General features: G+C 30.9%; 12 protein-coding genes. 4 read left to right on the top strand and 8 right to left on the bottom strand.

Annotation, left to right across the window (positions count from 1 at the left end):
* Position 1: 1 nt before the first annotated feature.
* The 5 genes from AC2I98_RS03655 to AC2I98_RS03635 all read right to left on the bottom strand — a co-directional run bounded on the left by AC2I98_RS03655 (position 2) and on the right by AC2I98_RS03635 (position 8713).
* Positions 2-970 carry a fumarylacetoacetate hydrolase family protein gene (locus AC2I98_RS03655; RefSeq protein ID WP_486413272.1) on the bottom strand — a complete coding sequence of 323 codons (969 nt, stop codon included), beginning with the start codon at positions 968-970 and terminating at the stop codon, positions 2-4.
* Between the two features lie 260 nt (positions 971-1230).
* The gene (locus AC2I98_RS03650) at positions 1231-2433 is read right to left on the bottom strand and encodes a hypothetical protein (RefSeq protein ID WP_486413271.1); all 1203 of its coding nucleotides are present in this window, start codon (positions 2431-2433) and stop codon (positions 1231-1233) included.
* A 29-nt stretch (positions 2434-2462) separates the two neighbouring features.
* Positions 2463-3455, bottom strand: a complete 993-nt coding sequence (locus AC2I98_RS03645; protein ID WP_486413270.1) for an OmpA family protein — start codon at positions 3453-3455, stop codon at positions 2463-2465.
* 183 nt (positions 3456-3638) lie between these two features.
* Positions 3639-4031, bottom strand: coding sequence for a DoxX family protein (locus AC2I98_RS03640; RefSeq protein ID WP_486413269.1), 393 nt, complete (start codon positions 4029-4031; stop codon positions 3639-3641).
* Between the two features lie 3044 nt (positions 4032-7075).
* Positions 7076-8713, bottom strand: a complete 1638-nt coding sequence (locus AC2I98_RS03635; RefSeq protein ID WP_486413268.1) for a helix-turn-helix domain-containing protein — start codon at positions 8711-8713, stop codon at positions 7076-7078.
* A gap of 347 nt (positions 8714-9060) precedes the next feature.
* On the opposite strand from AC2I98_RS03635, the gene AC2I98_RS03630 reads away from it, so the two are divergent.
* Genes AC2I98_RS03630 through AC2I98_RS03620 form a run of 3 tightly spaced genes read left to right on the top strand, consistent with a single transcriptional unit; the run spans position 9061 to position 11139 of the window.
* On the top strand, positions 9061-9300 hold the full coding sequence (locus tag AC2I98_RS03630) for a hypothetical protein (RefSeq protein ID WP_486413267.1): 240 nt from the start codon (positions 9061-9063) through the stop codon (positions 9298-9300).
* A 28-nt stretch (positions 9301-9328) separates the two neighbouring features.
* Positions 9329-10801, top strand: coding sequence for a DoxX family protein (locus AC2I98_RS03625; RefSeq protein ID WP_486413266.1), 1473 nt, complete (start codon positions 9329-9331; stop codon positions 10799-10801).
* Positions 10802-10854: 53 nt separating this feature from the next.
* Positions 10855-11139: a DUF6520 family protein gene (locus AC2I98_RS03620; RefSeq protein ID WP_291095869.1), complete on the top strand. Its 285-nt coding sequence runs from the start codon at positions 10855-10857 to the stop codon at positions 11137-11139.
* A 65-nt stretch (positions 11140-11204) separates the two neighbouring features.
* Here AC2I98_RS03620 and AC2I98_RS03615 read toward each other — a convergent pair whose 3' ends face one another.
* Genes AC2I98_RS03615 through AC2I98_RS03605 form a run of 3 tightly spaced genes read right to left on the bottom strand, consistent with a single transcriptional unit; the run spans position 11205 to position 18119 of the window.
* The gene (locus AC2I98_RS03615) at positions 11205-13736 is read right to left on the bottom strand and encodes an alpha/beta hydrolase family protein (RefSeq protein ID WP_486413265.1); all 2532 of its coding nucleotides are present in this window, start codon (positions 13734-13736) and stop codon (positions 11205-11207) included.
* On the bottom strand, positions 13726-15093 hold the full coding sequence (locus AC2I98_RS03610; protein WP_486413264.1) for a RagB/SusD family nutrient uptake outer membrane protein: 1368 nt from the start codon (positions 15091-15093) through the stop codon (positions 13726-13728). The genes AC2I98_RS03615 and AC2I98_RS03610 overlap by 11 nt, the downstream gene beginning before the upstream one ends.
* A 2-nt stretch (positions 15094-15095) precedes the next feature.
* Positions 15096-18119 (bottom strand): SusC/RagA family TonB-linked outer membrane protein, encoded by a 3024-nt coding sequence (locus AC2I98_RS03605; protein ID WP_486413263.1) that lies wholly within the window; start codon positions 18117-18119, stop codon positions 15096-15098.
* A gap of 1896 nt (positions 18120-20015) precedes the next feature.
* Here AC2I98_RS03605 and AC2I98_RS03600 point away from each other — a divergent pair.
* Positions 20016-20273, top strand: coding sequence for a helix-turn-helix transcriptional regulator (locus tag AC2I98_RS03600; protein WP_280050212.1), 258 nt, complete (start codon positions 20016-20018; stop codon positions 20271-20273).
* The last annotated feature ends 101 nt before the right edge of the window (positions 20274-20374 follow it).

Genomic DNA, 20374 nt, shown 5'->3' with positions numbered 1-20374 from the left:
TTTATTGGTTATAAAGATGAACAGAATTTATTAATTTTCCTAATCCTGTAACAGACATTTCTATGGTGTCATTTGGTTGTATCCATTGCTCTTGATATACAGGATTCTGACGTTTTCCTGTCCCATTTAATTCTAAAAAACAACCTGTTCCAACCGTTCCAGAACCTATAATATCACCAGGATAAAGCTTAACACCATAAGAAATACGTTCGATAATTTCGGCAAAAGTCCAATGCATATCTTTGAAGTTTCCACGAGAAACCTCTATATCATTCACAACACAGCTCATTTCCAAATCATAACAATTTCCTATATGCCCTTCTTTTGGAGCAACTTTAAATTCAGTTAATTCTTCTGGTGTAACCAAATATGGACCAAACATCGATGCAAAATCTTTTCCTTTTGCAGGACCAAGATTCAGCTTCATTTCGTCCATTTGTAAAGCACGTGCACTCAAATCATTCAATACCATAAAGCCACCAATGTAATCGTCTGCATCTTCTGCTTTGATATTGATTCCTTCTTTTTTGATGACCAATGCAACCTCAAGTTCAAAATCCATTCGATCAAAATGTTTTTCCATGGCATACACTTTACCTGGACCTTGAATAGCTTGATGATTTGAAAAGTAAAAAACAGGAAATTGATCAAACTCAGGGATCATATCTAAACCTCTATTCAACCGAGAAGTTTCTACGTGTTGACGAAAGGCATACGCATCTCTAAAACTTGAAGGATGAGGTATTGGAGCCAAGATTTGAGGCTCTTTTACTAGAGCTTTCTTATGTTCACCACGATTGATTTCGTTTGTAATCTGTTGACAAATTATAAGTGAAAAATCATCATCAGCTAAAATATCAATTAGGGTAGTGGGTAAGTTGTGATTAATCTGTGTCAAATCATAGATAGAGTCTTGCAAAACAAGACCTACTTTTTCTTGTCGATTGTCTAAGAAAGTAACGAATTTCATTATTTGTTGTTTGAGAGGTGAAGATACGAAGATGATTTTAATCTGAAAATACTTTCTTTTAAACCTGATTCATAACATGTTTAGTTGTTTAACAATACGGTTATTGAATAATTGATTTGGTTAAAATATAAACTTGTTTAAAATTTCAGAGAATGTATTTTAATTGTTTATCTAATTTTCCTTTTTTAAGGATTTAAGAAAATGAAAATAATACGAGATTAAATAGTTATATTTCCTGTTTTACATCGTATACAAAACGTCTAATCACTAGTATATTTATTTTGTATCTGGTAATTTTTATCAAGAATTATAATTTCATAGGTATTCTTCTTTAAAAAAATAGAAGGAATGTCAGCATCAGTTAATACTTCATATACAGCTGTGGGTACACCATTTTGTTCAGCTTCACCTTTTCTGTAGAGCAATATCATTGCAGGATATGTTTTAATAAGATTCTTAGGAAGTATAATTTTTTTATATGCCTTAGATTTTTGAAGCAGAAGGGTAGTTTCTAGAAAGGAATTTGCAGGTTGAATGATAGAGATATCAGTTTCATAACTAGATGGATTACCTCTGAAAATGATTCCCTTATCATTTATCAAAACAGTTGGAGTGGTTGTCGTGACTAATTTAGAAAGAGGTTGATTGTAACGACTTTCTCCTTTATCTGAATACTTATTTTGATCAATAGTAAAAGGATTAGTACCAGTTAACTCTGCTAAAATACCTGCCATAGACATGCCTCTACCGTTATTATCTCCTTCAAAAGCATGTCCTGCACCACAATAAATAAAATATTTACCATTGGTATTATTTTTCATAAAAGTATGGATATTCTTAGCTTGTGCAATCTCGCGATTTTTCCAGGGATCTTTGTCCCAATTATCTTTATCCGAAGCTTCATAACCAAATACTGTAAAACCTAAATCAAGCGCTTCTTTTATAAAGTTTCCAAAATTAGGCTCGGAAGTATAGAATCCACTTTCTACTGTAGCAAACTGCCTTTCATTTATCAATAAATCATCCAATGCTTCAAGACCTAAATAACGATATCCATTTGCGTAAAGATCCTTTAACAACGAAGTTGCAAACCATCTATGACTTGCATTATGATGCAGTTCATTTAGTATGACAATTTTTTCATTTTTACTTCTATCAATAATATAATCTTTTGCAGAAACAGCTTTACTGTTATGAAAAAATACAGAATCAAAAGGGGTTAGTTTTATTTCTTTTAAATCTGGACGTTGTTCATTCCAAGTTTTAAGGGCTTTACTGTAACTTCCTTGAAAAGAAAAGTCTGTAGCTGCTAATTGTAACGCAAAAGTATTTTCACTACTGTTTTTTTTAGATTGTATATCCTCTGTAAACTTATAAGGGAGGTCTTGTGCTTGAGCAAGCTTTAAACTCAGAAAGAATAACAAAGAAAATAGTGAAATACGATTAGTAGTAATATTTTTCATATTCAATAGAAATAAAACATATATAGATTTTACTTTACTTTAACCAATTCTACACGTCTATTTTTTGCTTTATTTTCTTCTGTATCATTTGCTACCAATGGTTTTTCGGCTCCATATCCTATGGCAGATAAACGTGTTTTATCAATACCTAAAGCAATTAGTTTTTGCATTACAGCATTTGCACGGTCGTTAGATAGTTTTTTGTTATGTTTAGCATCTCCAGAATTATCTGTATGTCCTTCAACCGATATTTTCAATGCGTTATCTTTCTTTAAAGCATTTGCAATTTCAGTCACAATTTCATCACCTTCTTGTGTGATTTTTGCTTGATCAACATCAAAATTTATATATAAAATAGATTTTCCATTCTTAGTCAAATCCTCAGCAATTTTGTCTGCTGTTACTTTGGTGATAGTTTGCTTAAAGTTTGTTTCTTGTAGTACATTAAGCGAAGCACCAGCATTGTTAGAAAGGTATTGTATATATACATTTCCTTTATCTTTTGTGCGTAATACCCAAAACTTCATATTTTGTCCAGCGTATCCCATATCGCCTTCACCTCCTTTATTTGGATCTTGTTTATTGTAACGCTCATATTCTTCTTTGGTTATTTCGCCATCAAACACTTTAACAGCCCCGATAGATTGTAAATAATCAGCCATACTCTTTTCAAAGAAATGTTGCGAAAATTCTTCTCCTTGTTTAGGTGAAACAAAAGTTTTATATAATTTTCCTTCAAAAGGTGTCATAACACCGTTAATAGGAAAAAAACATATGTCAAATTCTTTTACCAAAGGTTTGTTCATTTCTTGTAAACCTTGCGGAAGATTTATGAAAGGAAAATCCCCAATATCAGCTGTTGAAAATGGAATTTCGTTGATGTCAAATTCATTATCAGCAATCGTGTTTTCTTGATTCTGATTAGTATCTACTGCAACATTATCCGTTTTCTTTTCTTCTGTTTTGTTGTTACAAGAAACAATCAAAGTAGCAGCAATCGCTACACTAAATAGTTTATTCATCGCTGTTCAAATATTAATTTTATAGTATTATTTGAGATAAAAATACTATAAATTATTATCATACAGTTATTTATTTGCGTAATTTTTTTAATCTTTTATTTAGATCTTTATTAAAAGTCATCCTCTTTCATTCAAATTTGTTTAATATAATTCAATTGTCGTAAGTTGGTTACTTCAAACAAGTTATTTAGTATTTTTAGTCGATTTCAAAGCCCATATAATTAGTAAAGGTTGCATGAATAATCGTGCTAATCTTTTTTGATCTGTATCCAATCCAAAACCATCTCTTTTGTTTTTATATTGAGCCCAGTTTCCAGGAAAAACAGCCCCAAAAAAACAAGCTGCTATTTTTCCAACTATTTCTTTTTTACTATCTGGAGCTAAAACAATCGTACTACCCAAGGCTATTTCTGCAATTCCCGAATACACAACTGTGTCATCTTTGGGTAAAGGAACCCAATTTGGTACTTGTGCCTTGAATTCTTTTCTAGCTATAGTTAAGTGAGCAATTCCTGCTCCAATCAAAAAAGCTCCTAAGGTATATCGTGCGATGTTTTGTGTCGTGTTTTTTTTCATGGTATTCATTTTTAGAATGTTATTATTCAATAATGAATCAAAAATCGTACAACTAACACTTAATGGGTTTTGAATAGGTGAAAAATCAAGATTTTTTATTTGAAATTTATATGGAATTATTTTTATTAAGTTCTATGTTTTACGCTTAACGTTTTACGTTTTCTTCCTTTCTTGCTGTCACATTTATTAAGTCGAAGAATAAGAAGAAAATCGTTTTAAAACGTCTAACTTCTTGATATAATTTTCTACATTACATTTCGAAAATCACTCGAAGTGACGGAATTAATATCTTTCTGAATAGGGGTACTGAACCTCGGTTACTGAGAGTCTACCGAATTATCGAAGTGCAGAACCGAATCCCCTAATTTTCTAACCACAATAGAAACATAGGTTTTATAAAGTTTTATGCTTATCGTTTTACGGACTTTGTCATTCTGAGTCTGTCGAAGAATCTTTTTATAACTTTTTTAGAGATTGTATAGTTCAGTAAACTGAAAAATATCGATTTATTTACTATGATTAAAACATTTCGATACTAAATCGTCGGATTTTTAACTCCTTTTTCAATATTCAAATTCACCTTTAATAAGGAATTAAAAACCGTCATTGCTGAAGAGTCGAGATTGTTGTAAATAAGAGTATTAAAGTCGACATACGATTTGCAGACGAGCTTTAATGTATAAGATGAGAAGGGTTAAGAGATTCTTCATTTCGCTAAAGCTACATTCTGAATGACAATTTCTCCCTGTCATTTCGAGGTATCGAGAAATCTTTCTATCACTTTTTTATTCATAGCTTATATATTTTAATTATCGGTATTCATATGCCCTTCGGGGAAACTCATCCAAAAAAACATTTGAAATTAAAAATTTGAAATTAAAAGGAGGAGCCACGGTGTGGCTCAGGTATTCATTTTCATTGATGTCACTTTTTACTTGACTAAAAAGTAACCAATGCTTCGACAGGCTCAGCACAAGCAAGTCAAGGCTGTAAACCTCTCTACTAAAAATGTTTTCATTCCACTAAAGATTTTACAAACCCTACGGGCTAAAATCTTTTTAATGCTGCATTCAAACATTTTCTTAACGTGAGAGTTTTAATGCCGGTTTCTTCATCCTTTTTCAATATTCAAATTCATTATCACTTTCAACAATTCTAAAATCTCAATTCTCATATCTAAAATCCTGTCCCTTCCGATACACGAACCTCGAACAAACCATACGGAACGCATATACAATGGATACAGAATGGATACAGCGCGGATACACAACCGATACAGAAAAGTGTCATTTTGGATATACACCGATACAGGAATTTAACACTTTTTAACACATAATTTCTTTAATATTCTGTCATTTTGAAATGTTTGAGAATTATAATCCCTACTTAATACATCTTACATCTCAAATACTTATTACTTTTTACATAATACATTGTACAACAACCCTCTCAATACTAATATCTCACATCTAATTTGTACATAATACATTTTACATCGTACATCAAAAATAGTTACATACATTCTACTGCCACTATGTTGCCTTCATGTTGCCTTTATGTTGGGAGTATCCTGCCATTTGGAATTGTCAATGTTCTACGGTTAACGTGATACGTTTTTTTCTTTCTTGCTGTCACATTGAGTAAATTTTCGTTTCATAGAAAAAGAAAATTGTATCGAAATGTCTTTTCTATGTCAGTTCTATGTACCTATGTGGTGAATATTCTTTTTTGTCATATCTTCCTTTCATTTTTTTATTCATTTCCTGTTTATTTTAATTATTGGTATTCATATGTCCTTCGGGGAAACTCATCCAAAAAAACATTTGAAATTAAAAATTTGAGATTAAGAGGAGGAGCCATGGTGTGGCTCAGGTATTCCTTTTCTTTATTTTCATTTCTTCCTTTCATTTTTTATTCATTTCCTGTTTATTTTAATTATTGGTATTCATATGCCCTTCGGGGAAGCTCATCCAAAAAAACGAAACAAAAAAAGATGCCGACAGTAGTCTCTCAATGATTCAACTAAATAAATTATTTCCATAAAGTTGGCAACTCGCTTTGCTCAAACACTCCAACTTTTTTTTATTCCAATAATTTAGAGTTGAATTGCATTTCGATTCTAAATTGTCGGATTTTTTTAATTCCTTTTTCAATATTCAAATTCACTTTTAATAAGGAATTAAAAAACCGTTATTGCTGACAAGTTGATATTGCTGTAAATAAGAGTTTTAAAGCCGACATACGATTTGAAGAGGAGCTTCAATCTATTGGATGAGAAGGGTTAAGAGATTCTTCATTTCGCTAAAGCTACATTCTGAATGACAATTTCTCCCTGTCATTTCGAGGTATCGAGAAATCTTTTGTCACTTTTTTTATTCATAGCTTATATATTTTAATTATCGGTATTCATATGCTCTTCGGGGACCAGTCAAAAAAAACTAACGAATACTTCGGCAGGCTCAGCACAAGCAAGTCAAGGCTGTAAACCTCTCTACTAAAAATGTTTTCATTCCACTAAAGATTTTACAAACCCTACGGGCTAAAATCTTTTTAACGTTGCATTCAACCATTTTCTTAACGTGAGAGTTTTAATGCCAGTTTCTACATCCTTTTTCTATATTAAAATTCGTTATCATTTCGATTCTAAACTCGTCATTGCTGAAAAGTCGAGTGTCAATTCGGCGTAAAGAGCGTTAAAAATGATTTACTGTTCGCATTTCATATGCGAATGATTTAAAGCATTTAGCGAGTAGCCATTATTGACCGACTTGTAAGCACAGACTTGAATTTTTTTGGTTCGTTTTTTTTATCAAGAAAAAAAATGAACGTAATAAAATAATTATCTTCTTATTATCGTAAATTATGATCAGAACCTCATTCTTAATCTTAAATACATACTACTTTTTACATACTACAATTCTTACATCTCAATTCAAAAATCGTTTACATACATTCTACTGCCACTATGTTGCCTTCATCTTGCCTTTATGTTGGGAGTATCCTGCTACTACTTAGAGATGAAAATGTTGTTTACGTTTTTCTTTTTAATTGTTTTTGTTCAAATTGAATTTCAATTGTTTCATATATTCATAAGGGCGAAATGAGGTTACTTGAAAGAATACATTCGAAAATTGGCGAGAAGATGAAAAACCTACTAATTCTGCTAAGTCACCAATTGAATGTTGATGATACTGATCTGAATCCATTAGGAGATGAAGAACATAATTTATTCGAAGTCGATTGATGTAATTTGAAAAATTAGTTCCTTTTTCTGAATTAATAATCTTTGATAAATATGCAGAATTGGTTTTAAATGATTTTGCTAATTGAGCTAAGGTTAAAGTTTTCTGTACAAATAAGTGATTCATTTCAAAATCATTCAGCTGATTCAAAATATGATTTACAACTTCAGCAGGAATCTCAACAATAGGAGGTTCTTTTTCTTTCTTTTTATCTATCGTAAGCTGTTTGAAAAAACGTTTGTAACTATACAAAACTCCGATTGAACATAAAATGATGACAAAAGCTATCAAGATAGGGTAGATGGTGATTTTGAATTCAACATTTTTCTTCAACTTCAATAGTTCTTTTTCATCATATTCTTTTTGGAGAACGGGAGATAGCTTTACTGTATTTTGCTGAGTCAAATGATCTAATTTTAATAACTGATTGATATAATACAATTGATTTGGGTAATTACGATTATTTTCAGAATTATGGATTAAGGCATCGTAAGCAGCACGAACATCGCTATCTAAAAAATCATATTCATTAAAAAGTTGATCTATTTTTTCAAAATATATAATTGCTTTTTGTACTTCATTTATTGCCTCGTAAGATTTACCAATATAAAAATAAGCCAAACTCAGTGTATTAGAATCGTGGTGATTTTTCAAATGATCTAATTCATTTGTTAGCGTGGTTATTGATTGTTGATACTCTTTTTCTAAATAGAATTGAATTCCTTTTAAATAAGTAAAATAATGAATAAAATAGTCGTTTTGCGAATCTTGACTCAATTTCAAACCTATATGATTAAGTTGATTAGCTTCGGTGTATTTATGTTGAGCCTGTAAAATTTGAACAGAATAATAAAGGCTATTTAAATAATAAGCTTGGTGATTGACATCTGAACTATTATTTTCAAAGTAAATAATGCATTTCTGAAACAATAGTTCCGCTTCACTAAACTGTTTTAATTGAAATTTAATTAAAGCAACATTAAAAAGGACTTTATGCGTTAAATAGTTGGATGATTTCTTATTCAATTTCTTTTCAGCCCATAAATAATTCGTTAAGGCTGGTTGAAATTTCTTGAACTGATAATGAACCAATCCTTTCGAAAGAAAACTTTGAACAATCAAATCATTATTCCTTGTCTGTTGAGCAACAACTATCGCACTATCAGCATATTTTAATTTGGTTGAATAATCCTGTGTATAGTAAATAGCTTCTTTGTAACCATAGCACAATGTTTCGCCATCATTACTAATCTTAGCCTTTAGGATATAAGCATTAATGTACTTCCAAACTTCGGGATTGTTCTTATCGGTTTGAAATGAATCAATTCTCTGAACTAGAAAATCATTTGTTTGTGTGCTTAATTGATCAATTGCATAGACATTTTCGATGTTGAAAATAAGCCATAAAAATCCAATTAGAAGGGGTACAGATGTTTTCATAAGTATTGTTTTTTTTAGATGAAAACAGTAGTAGATTTTCGTGTAAGTTACTTATTTTAATCGAATTAGGTTTGTAAATTCTCACAAATCACTAATCGATTACTCCATGAAATGTATGAATTTATAAATTTCACCCATTTATACAGCGTGTTAGGATATTTTTTTCATAGTAAATTAAAAAATTAACATTTGGTAATTTATTGTTTATTAATAACATAAACGATTACAGTTAACACTTTTATAAAATCAACATAGTGTTTATGTTTTTGACGTGCTTCTTTATTGTTTTAATCATTATGCCTTCTAATTTTAAGCTAAGAATATAAATAATCCTAAAAAACACCACTATGAAAACAAAAACTTATTTATTCATTAGCATCATTAGTTTCTTATTTTATCAATGTATAGAACAGGAAGAAGAAGAACAATTAAGGTCAGCTGGTTTATCTGTTGTAGAACAAAAACGCGAATCAGATTTACATATTGAATTGGATAGTATCGTTACTGCTGATTCTATTCAAGAAGAAGCTGATCCACCAAAAGACAAAGATCCTTATATCAAACGTACTGAAGAAGGAGGTGAGTAGTTCACTTTAAACCCTAAAACACATTAAGATGAGAAAATACGATCCATTTATACAAACACTCATCTGCTACCTATTTATTGTGTTGTTTATTTATGCGGCGGTAAGCAAGCTGATGGATTTTGAGAATTTTCAAATTCAATTGGCTCAATCACCATTACTTAGTGCTTATGCAGGATTTATTTCTTATGCAGTTATTATTGTGGAAATAGTGATTGCATTACTGCTATGTTATAAAAGATGGCGATTAATTGGGCTTTATGCTTCGTTCGGATTAATGATAGCATTTACAGTCTATATTTATCTGATATTAAATTACAGCGATTTCATTCCATGTTCCTGTGGCGGTATTTTAGAGAAATTATCATGGGAAAATCATATTCTATTTAATCTTGTTTTTGTAATATTTTCTATAATTGGAATATTTATATATTCATCAAATTATAAAAAAATAGCAATTATTAAATTATTGTTAGGTGTTTCTTTTTCATCCATTATTAGTGTAGTTGGATTATTTCTCATGTCCGAAAAAAAAATGAAAATAGAAAATCCTTTTATTCGACGGTACATTCCATATGCAGTAAATTTTCAGGACAAAATATTATTACCTTCAAATGGATTTTATTTTGCAGGATCTAAAGGAGATACCCTATTTTTAGGAGAAAAGAATGCTCCTCTCATATTGGGAACTATTTATCCTAATTTCGTAAATGTTTTAATAGATACTTTAAAAATTGATGATATGACACTTCCTTTTCAGGAGATTATTTTACATGTTGATTATCCTTCATTTAGTCTTACTGATGGTCATGTTCCTGTTATTTTTGAAGGTGTACTACCAGATAAAAAAGCAATAAAAACATATGATCAGAAATCACTTTTTTCTAAGATAGAAATGGTTGAACCTCATCGTTTTGTTTTTAGAGGACAAAGTATAATGACAAGAGAAAATATTTTAGGTTTATTGTTTACTAATCCTATTAAATTAACTTCTAATACAAAGATACTTGAAAAACAAATTGATGGAGTTTTTGATACAGATGGTTCTTTTGCTGTTGATCCAATAACAAAAAAAATAATTTATACTTATTTCTATAGAAATGAATATCGAATAATCGATTTTGATTTACAAGATTATGGAAGGGGAAAAACAATTGATACGATATCAAAAGCTAAACTATCTCTCATAAAGTTAAAAGATGGTACAACAAAAATGGATAAACCACCATTAAAGATGAATATTATGCAAATAGCATATAATGGTTATTTATACAATGACTCCAACAGTCAAGCTAAGTTAGATCCACATGATAGTAGAAAAGACAAGCGTATAATTGATGTATATCACTATCTCACAAATCAATATGTCTATAGTTTCACTATTCCAGAAGAAGGTAAAGAAAATATAAGAGAAATATGGATAACTTCTAAATATTTCTATGTTTTACAAGATAATTTACTCATAAAATATAAACGTATGCATACACCCTCTATTGACGAATAGAGGCAGGATTGCCGAAACCTGATAACGTAGGCACCACATTAAAATTATACAAAATGAAAACAAATTTCAAACAAATCATTTTACCAGCTGTCATCATTATGATGGGGACTGGTGCAGCTTTTGCTACAAACCAAGCAAAGCAAAACGAATCAAAATTAGTCAGTGTTCCTGGTTATATTTACAATACGGAATTAAAAAGTTGTGAACAAGTTAGAATGTGTAATACAGAAGGTAATGAAATATGTACCTTGAATGATTTACCAACAGGACAACAAGTTTTTGACTTAAATAATCCTGGTGAATTTAATACGTGTAGTACAATTTTATACAAACCATAGAAAAATAGCTCCCTTTGGGAGCTATCTTTATTATTAAAGTTTTCGAACTTAAAATTATTTGTATCTTAATTTTCCAACAATGGTTTAATCCAATCAGCAGCGGGTTTTCCTTTTAAAAAATGTTCCATCCATTGCCATGCTTTGTAATTTAAGTCTTGACGTTTAGCTTTTTCAATTATATTATGTCCTTCATTTACATAATTTAAGTAAATAGCTTTTTTATTAAGGCGAGTAAGACCGTAGAAAAAAGAACGAACTTGATCCGATAAGACATTTGGATCATCAGCGCCACCCCAAAGTAAAATTGGTTTTTGTACTTTTTTTACATGGTAAATAGGGGAAGCTTCCAAATAACCTTGCCAATTGTCAAATAAACTACTGTTCATCCGTGTTTGTTGACGTTCTTCTCTAGCATAATCTGCTTGGTTATAGTTGTATATCTTAAATTCGCTTAAGTATTTTCTAGGAATATCAACGATAGGAACACCTATTAGTGCTGTTTCAAATAGATTGGTTTTTCCCATAAACAAGGCTGCTTCGTAACCACCAAAAGATTGTCCTACTATAGCAATGTGGTTAGACTCAATTTGAGGTATTTGGGAAACTTGATTTATTATTTTTTCAATACTTTTAATTGTAGTTTCTTGAGAATCGTTCTCTTTGTAAGACAAATCTGGTAATAAGACAAAATAGTCATTCAAGATATAATGTATCATATTAAAACCAATTAAATCCATCAAATGTGGAATACTATCTTCCCTATTATGAAAAGTTATTTTCTCATAGACACGTACAATCATTGGATATTTCTTTTTTGCATCATAGTTTTTGGGATAATATAGAAAAGCATTCAAGTCTTCACCATTTATTGTATAATGTAAAAGCTCTTTTTTTAATATTGGTCGTTTACCATCCTTATTACCTTGACTTTCATAAATTAAATGAGGCTTCTTTTCTCTTATTTCATATATTTTTAAAGGATTATTAAATCCTGTAGTTGTATACACCGCTCTTTTATTGTCTTCAAAATCTTTGATTGTAAAATCAGATTGTGCAATAATTTTCAATTTATTTCCTGTTATGACTCCCAAACTAGTGGTATAATCTTTCATTGAAATTCCTCTTACCAAAAGTGGCTTTTTCAAATCTATAGGACGATGAAAACTACTCCCCCATAATGATTCCCCTAAAATCCACAGAGGTTGTGCTTTCAGCTCATAATTTATATGATCAGCAGCTCCATTCGTTAACAGCTGTACTTTGTTTTTAAAGATATCCCAACTGTATAAATCATATTCAGATTTCACAATAAAAATACCCTTTTCTGAAGTTGGTGTAATTTTAGCTTTTGGTCTATCAGATAAGTTATTATAAAGTCCATCTGCTAATATTACTTCAGGATTAAAAGGTGCTATTCTAATCTGATGTGTTTGTAATGACTCACTCTTCCATTTTCCATCTTCAAAAAACAGTATATAATCTGTATTAACATCATAATAGAAATTGTTTTCTGATACATATTTATTGGCTATTGACTGAGTTTTATTTCCATAATTTCTTACGAATTGTATTGGTAATTTTTTATTTACCAATGTATCAATTTTATTTAAGCCCATGTCATATACAATGAATTCACCTTGTTCAGAAACAAATTTTTGAAGTTGAAAAGGAGTTGAAAGTTGAGGTTTCCATGTCCATTTATTTTCAACGATATCGTATATCCCCAATTGAAGATAGGAAGATGATTTACTATTTAGACGATTAGTATATGAAATCTCAGCTAAATTTTGTTTGTTACTATCTAATTTTAATTTGAATAAAATGTATCTATTCTCTCTAATTTCAATAGTTTGTATTAAACTTTTATCAAAAAAACAATGCTCAGGGGGATCTATAATAGATTCTGTTACGTTTAATGAATTTTGTTTCTTTCGGAAAAAATGTAATGAATTTCCAACTTCTTTCAGTCCAAACCAATTCGTGTCATTATTATAAATCCAATCTACTTTAGGAATATTATTAACTGTTTGCGTCGTGTTTTCTTTAAGGTTTAATACATGCCAACTGTTATTTTGAATATAATAAAGCCGTTCGGTTTTATAGTCAATTCGATTCGACTCTATATTGAATAAATGATGTTTTATTTTACCATTTTTATCCACAACAATCAATTCTGTTTTATCCAATGGTTTTAAAATAGTAGTCTGTCTTGATGGAAAATTAATAATACTTTCAATTGTATGAAACTCTTTATTTTTCAATGAATATAAATTCTCAAACACAACGGTTTCATTAGGTAATTTATAAATAATAGTAGAATCACTTGCAAAACTGATGGAGTTCGCTTGTGGTAAAATTCTTGGTTTTATTCCTTTTTTTACTGAAATTAATTCATTTTCAGTATCTCCCATAGCATTCAAATGGCTTACTATTACCCAGTCTAAATTTGGACTTTTTGTTTTTAGCAATGTAGTATAATAGTTTTCATAAGCTGTGTTAAATTCATCTATAGTTTGCGCATTAGATAATTGACTAAACAGCTGAATAATTAAAACCAATAGAAAAAGAAGTATTTTTACATTGAATTTAATAACCATAATTTTGTGGATATAAATTAGTATTTAATAAAAGTTCACTTTCAGGAAGTGGTAATAATACAAATGCCGATTTCCATTGTGGCTTAAGGTTGATCATTGTTTCATCTAATCGACTGTATCTTTTCAAGTCAAAAAAACGAGCGCCAAACTCAGTAAACAATTCATGCTGACGTTCCTGTAAAATTCTATTTAGTAAGTTTTCTTTTGAATCCATTTGAATAGCTGCTAATCCTGCTCTTGATGCAATTATATTCAATTCACTCAAACCTTTAGTTAGCTCTTCTTTCTGTATATAGGCTTCTGCTCTGTTAAGAATAACCTCCTCGCTACGTAAAATAATTGAATATTCATTTTGTCCATTTACAGTAGAATATTGTTTGTATTTAGAAGCATAGTAATATTTTTTACCGCTAGCGTCATTAATTGACCCAATCCAATTTTTTAGACGCAAATCATCAGTTGTAAAAGAATTCACAAGTTCTGGTTGCAAAGAAATATTATAAGGAGGAGCAGAACGCAAGTAATGTATATTAGCTTCGTACGTAGTAGCTGTTGTAGATGTAGGGGATAATTGCCAAATAGTAGATGAATTATCTTTTAGATAAGCTTTGCTTATATCTTGTTGCAATTGGAAAGATGTGTTTTGAGCAAGATCATCTGTTATTTTTATAACATCATCCCATCTTTTTTGATTCAAATATAAACGAGATAAGATTAGTTGAGCTGCTTCTTTAGAAGGGATAAAGCGTGTGCCTATGGCAGTATTTGTTGCTAATAAACTTTTAGCTGTTAATACATCAGTTTCAATTTTATTATAAATATCAACTATTTTATCTTTTGATACATGTTGGGAAATGGTATAATCACTTGTTGTTACATACGGTATTTCTCCAAAAGTTTGTACCAAATATAAGTGCAGCAACCCTCTCATAAAAAGAGCCTCACCCTTCAATTGATTTGCTAAATTAATCTCAATCAAAGTCGATCTTTCAATTCCTTCTATTATACGATTTGTTTGATAAATTTGATTATATGTTTTTTGCCACAAAGCTGTTACAGCACTAGATTCTGGTCGAATATTTAATTTATAGAACTGATCCAATACACTATTAGCCATTTGATAGGAAATCAATTCATCTGTATAACAACCAAAATATACACCTCCTCCAGAAGAACCACCAGATAGAAAGCCATCTGTTTTTAATGAATTATAAAGACCAGCAAGAGCAGAACGAACTAATTTACCATCTTTAAAAACCGTCTCTTGTGTAATTTGGTCTTGAGGTAGATCTAGTTCAATAAACTTTTCGCAACTCGAAAAAGGAATTATAAGTAATAAAATTATTATTTTTTTCATGATTAATATATTAAGTTAAACCCGATAGACCATGTACGTAGAGCAGGCGTATAGCCTGATAAATTAAACTCAGGATCAAGACCTTTATAATTGGTCCATGTCCACAAATTTTGACCTTGAAAAAACAAAGTACCTTTCAAATGTTTAAAGGTTGTTTTGGGAAGATTATAGCTGATTTGTACATTTTTTAGACGGATATAATACGAATCCATAACACTTGCATCACTTAATCTATAATTAGATGCAGCTGTATTTAGTTGGCTATTTGCTCCACTTGTAGGTTTCTGATATCGAGCATCGGTATTCGTAGGTGTCCAATAATCTAAAAATTCGGTACTATAATTCCCCATCAAACCTAGTGTGTTGGTACTAGCAATACTATTCTCACGTGTTTGTGAAGAAAGCTGTGTTAGTATATCAAATTGAAAGTTTTTAATTCGAAAAGTATTTACAAAACCACCGTACCATTTTATTCCTAATTCTTTTACAATTGTACGATCATTCATATCTAATTTTCCATCACCGTTTACATCTTCAAACTGATATACGCCAGTAGTTGGGTCTACACCTAAATAATGATACATTTTTTTTAAGGTAATAGACTTTCCAACTTCTAATGTAGAAGCATAAGTTGATGCTTCTAAATCAGGAAATGATAATAATTTATTTTGAGGAACACTAAAATTAAAAGAGGTTTCCCATTGAAAGTTTGTTTTTTGAATAGGTTTTGCAGCTATCGTTATTTCTATTCCAGTATTTTGAATAACAGCATTCAAATTAGCTTGTACAGATGTAAAACCTGTTGTTCCAGGGAGTGGAATACCTACCAATTGATTTCCTGATCGATTACGATAATAAGCAGCAGTAAACTGCAAGCGATCTCGTAAAAAACCTAATTCAAGAGCTGCTTCGAATTTTCTGGTAATTTCCCAACCATATTTCGAATTATACAATCTACTTGGAGTTAAACCTTGCAAACCATTATAATTAATACCTGTATTAGAATAAGTGTCATAAAACTGATAATTCCCTATATTATCACTACCAGCAGTTCCGTAGCTTCCTCTCAATTTACCAAAACTCAACCAAGATTGGTCTATAAGAAAACTCTCATTAGAAAAAAGCCAAGCTGCACCAATTGCACCAAAATTTGCAAATCGATTAGAAGGTCCAAATCTGCTCGATCCATCACGTCGTCCAGTTAAATTTAAATAATACCGATTAGTGTATTGATAATTCAATCGACCATAAATAGCAGTATACCGATAAATAGAAGAAGCATCTCTATTTATTTTTACGTTAGCTGCTGCCCCCATGTTTTCTATTAACTCGTCGGTAGAAAAATTAGATCCGTATAACATCAAATAATCTGAAGATGTATGTTGAAACGTTGTACCTATTAATGCTTCTATTCGATGTTCATTCCATTTTTTTTGGTAATTTATTTGCGGTTCTATTATCCAATTTGTTTGTTGTACAGTAGAGGTGGATAGGGCAGAACGCTCACTGCCTATGTCTAATGTTGGGTTGTACATTGTTTTAGGGTATATCATTCGCTCGTTAACTATATCTGTAGTGTAACCACTATTTACATGTACATTTAACCCTTTTATAATTTGATAATCAAAACTAAATTGACTTAATAGTTGATTTTGATTTGATTTATAAGTTTGTTCTGCTGCAGCTATAGGATTAGCAAACGTATTATTTTCCCAATTTATTTGTCCATTTTTATCATATAGGTCAGGTGCATTTGGAGCAAGAGACTGATAGATTCGCATAAAATCGGTAGGAGGTAAAAAATTATTTTGAAGTGTATAGAATCCAGTAAAATTCAGTTTCAGTCGTCGATTAGCACTTTGATGAGAAAGATTAAGACTCATTTTAGTCTTTTTGTATCTGTAATCACCAGGAAAAATAGTCGTTTCTTCGTTGTGTCCACCACTTATCATGAATTGAGTGAGCTCATTACCGCCCGATAATCTTAACTCGTTTGAAGTACGAAAAGACTTTCCTCCAACAAAATATTTTTGCCAATTGGTAGATTGATTAGGATCCCATGTTCCATTTATATCATAAGCATTTGTAGGATAAGTAGAAATTCCATCATTTACAAATGCCTGTTTCCTCATTTCCATATATTCAGTAGTAGACATCATTTTTGGTAAGTCAGCTATTTCGCCTATGGTATACGAGTTTGAAAACTGAATGGTCGTTTTAGTATTTTTCCCTTTCTTAGTAGTGATTAATACTACACCATTTGCACCACGTGATCCATAGATAGCCGTTGCATCAGCATCTTTCAGTACTTCTATGCTTTCTACATCAGACGGGTTCAAAAAGTTTAACGGATTACTATCTTGATAGGGTAGAATAGCAGAGGATAAATTAGAACGATATTCTTTTTGATTGTTGATGATAACACCATCTATAACATATAGAGGAGAATTAGCTTCGTATGTATTATTTAGTGCAAAACTTCTCAAGCTATTACGTCCGCGTATTTGTATATCGTAACCACCACCAGCAACCCCAGAATTTTGTACTATACTTACTCCGGCCATACGACCTTGCATAGCCGAAAGGACATTATTCACGGGCTGATTCTCTATTTCCTTTGCCGTTACACGTGCTATAGACCCCGTTCGTTCTTTGTCTTTTACAGCATAGTATCCTGCATTTATCACGACATCTTTCAGCTGAATTTCGTCGTCTTCTTTTGTGAAGCTTACATTTATCACGCTTCTATTCAGCACCTCTTCTTCACGAATAGGGAAATCCAATTGCTCAAAAATTAGCTTAGCATTGTCTTGTTGTAAGATCAACGCATAGTATCCATTTGCATCAGTTCGCACACTATTCTGTGTACCTTCTTCTGTTACGATCACGCCAGAGAGCAAATGGTTATGATCTTTCACCGTTCCAGTCACGGTTTTTCCTGTTTGTGCAAATAGGGGTGTAGCACAAACCAATCCCAATAGCACACTTATTGTATGCCTATTGAGTTTAAAGTAAAATATTTTCATAATTTTACATCGTTTTTAAAATTCAACATTAGTTTTAAAAGCCACTCCTTTTCCAGTACATCGCGCCAACTTTGTTTTTGGGAAAGGGGTTTTTTTACGTTTTACGTGATACGCTTAACGTTTTACGTGTTTTTTATCAATTCTATCTTTAACCACAATAGAAACATAGGTTTTATTAAGTTTTACACTTAACGTTTTACGGATTTTGTCATTCTAAGCCTGTCGAAGAATCTCTTCTTTTTCATTTTTTGAGCGCAAAAAACGAAACAAAAAACGCTTGGCCGTAAACCTCTCTACTAAAAATGTTCTCATTCCACTAAAGATTTTACAAACCCTACGGGCTAAAACCTTTTTAACGCTCCATTCAACCATTTTCTTAACGTGAGTGTTTTAATGCCGGTTTTTCATTCTTTTTTTAATTAAAATTCGTTATCACTTTTAATACGGGCACTGAGGCACTCGAAGTGCAGAATCTATTTTCGCGCGCATTCGCGCCTGTTTATCCTATATTCCTCCTAAAAATATCCCCCTCCAACAGTTTTAAAAAATACATTAATAAATGAAAAAAATTAACACTAATACATTTTATGAAGATCATTTACTTTCTTCTTAAGGCGTCTTCGGGGGATAGAGTGTGAATCTGTTTACTCTTTCATAATTTTACATAAGTTTGTTTAATTCAACATTAGTTTTAAAAGCCACTCCTTTTCCTGTACATCGCGCCAACTTTGTTTTTGGGAAAGGGGTTTTTATTACGTTTGACGTGATACGCTTAACGCTTTTTTTCTTATTAATAATCAAATTCATTTTTATCAACAAATTTTGTCATTCTGGGCTTGTCTCAGAATCTCTTCTCGTTGGTATTCTTAGCTTGTTGAAAATTCTCTCCCTTTCATTTTTTTGCTCATCCAAAAAAACGAAACAAAAAAAGATGCCGACAGTAGTCTCTCAATGATTCAACTAAATAAATTATTTCCATAAAGTTGGCAACTCGCTCCACTCAAACACTCCAACTTTTCTATTCCAATAATTTAGAGTTGAATTACATTTCGATTCTAAATCGTCGGATTTTTAATTCCCGTTTCTATACTCAAATCCACTTTTAAACAACAGATTTTGTCATTCTTAGCCTGTCGAAGAATCTCGTTCTTAATCTTAAATACATACTACATTGTACTTTTTACATAGTACAACTCTAAAATCTCAATTCTAACATCTAACATCTAATCTGTACTTTTTACATAACACAATCCTCTCAATACTAAAATCTCACGTCTCACATCTAAATAATAGGTAGCAGAGCCCAATAAATTTGGAAAATGACATGAAACGCTTTACATTTAGTGTGCGAATAAAAAAGATAAAACGAATGCTTTCAAAGTCTCCTTACCGAGGCTCTGATAGAGAGCATGTAAAGAAAGGGGAACCTTTGCTTTACGATCCGTGTTTTAAAAATGCTATAAATACGGAGGTTTGTTCTTTAAAAGAATTGAAAAAACAATCAGACTTTGTCTGGCGGTTTTTTACGAATGAATTGTTTCGTTCTCATTTTGTGTTGGGTTTTAAGAGCGATTGTCTTTCAATAAAGTATAGAAGAAATAAGGACGAACTTCAATACTTTGAAAGAGGTACCGCTAAGAACCACTATAACTTTCGTTATAGTTCCACAAAGATTTACATGAAGTTCGCCCTATTAGATATATTACAAAAATAGTAAAATCTAATAGAAGTTGGCGAACCCATATCATCTCATGTGGAATTTAGCGGTTTTCTTTCATGAGAGACATTATTGAGCTAAGATAAACTTAGCTAATGTTTTATGTCGCTTAATTATTATAACAAATATATAAAGTTTTACGTTAAACGCAAAACTTTTATTAAAAAGTTTTTATTATTATGAAAATAAATAGACTAGATATTGTATTTACAGAGAAAAAAATTCAAAATAGAGTCATAGCAAAATTTATTGGTAAGTCTGAATCTACTATTTCATTATGGAGAAATAATAAAAGACAACCTTCTCTAGAAGAACTAATTGAGATTGCAAAATTACTAAGAGTAAGTATTTATGATTTAATAGAACCAACAAACTGGGACAATGAAAAATCTGAAACTTACGAGGAGTTTGTGAAAAAAGTAAAAGATATTAAATAATTAAAAAAACGGTTAGTTTAAAATAAAAATCTTAAATTCGAAATGAATATAAGTCATAGGCATGACGTTCATTTATTACTCAGGTTTTAGATTTTAGGTTA

The sequence above is a fragment of the Empedobacter sp. EJD.6dd genome (assembly GCF_057369435.1).
Note: the sequence above shows the minus strand (reverse complement) of the source record. Positions and strands in the feature narration are given on the sequence as shown.

Bases quoted from the DNA above. Each gene is read 5' to 3' on its own strand.
- AC2I98_RS03655 (WP_486413272.1), bottom strand. From the start codon at position 970: ATGAAATTCGTTACTTTCTTAGACAATCGACAAGAAAAAGTAGGTCTT.
- AC2I98_RS03650 (WP_486413271.1), bottom strand. From the start codon at position 2,433: ATGAAAAATATTACTACTAATCGTATTTCACTATTTTCTTTGTTATTC.
- AC2I98_RS03645 (WP_486413270.1), bottom strand. From the start codon at position 3,455: ATGAATAAACTATTTAGTGTAGCGATTGCTGCTACTTTGATTGTTTCT.
- AC2I98_RS03640 (WP_486413269.1), bottom strand. From the start codon at position 4,031: ATGAAAAAAAACACGACACAAAACATCGCACGATATACCTTAGGAGCT.
- AC2I98_RS03635 (WP_486413268.1), bottom strand. From the start codon at position 8,713: ATGAAAACATCTGTACCCCTTCTAATTGGATTTTTATGGCTTATTTTC.
- AC2I98_RS03630 (WP_486413267.1), top strand. From the start codon at position 9,061: ATGAAAACAAAAACTTATTTATTCATTAGCATCATTAGTTTCTTATTT.
- AC2I98_RS03625 (WP_486413266.1), top strand. From the start codon at position 9,329: ATGAGAAAATACGATCCATTTATACAAACACTCATCTGCTACCTATTT.
- AC2I98_RS03620 (WP_291095869.1), top strand. From the start codon at position 10,855: ATGAAAACAAATTTCAAACAAATCATTTTACCAGCTGTCATCATTATG.
- AC2I98_RS03615 (WP_486413265.1), bottom strand. From the start codon at position 13,736: ATGGTTATTAAATTCAATGTAAAAATACTTCTTTTTCTATTGGTTTTA.
- AC2I98_RS03610 (WP_486413264.1), bottom strand. From the start codon at position 15,093: ATGAAAAAAATAATAATTTTATTACTTATAATTCCTTTTTCGAGTTGC.
- AC2I98_RS03605 (WP_486413263.1), bottom strand. From the start codon at position 18,119: ATGAAAATATTTTACTTTAAACTCAATAGGCATACAATAAGTGTGCTA.
- AC2I98_RS03600 (WP_280050212.1), top strand. From the start codon at position 20,016: ATGAAAATAAATAGACTAGATATTGTATTTACAGAGAAAAAAATTCAA.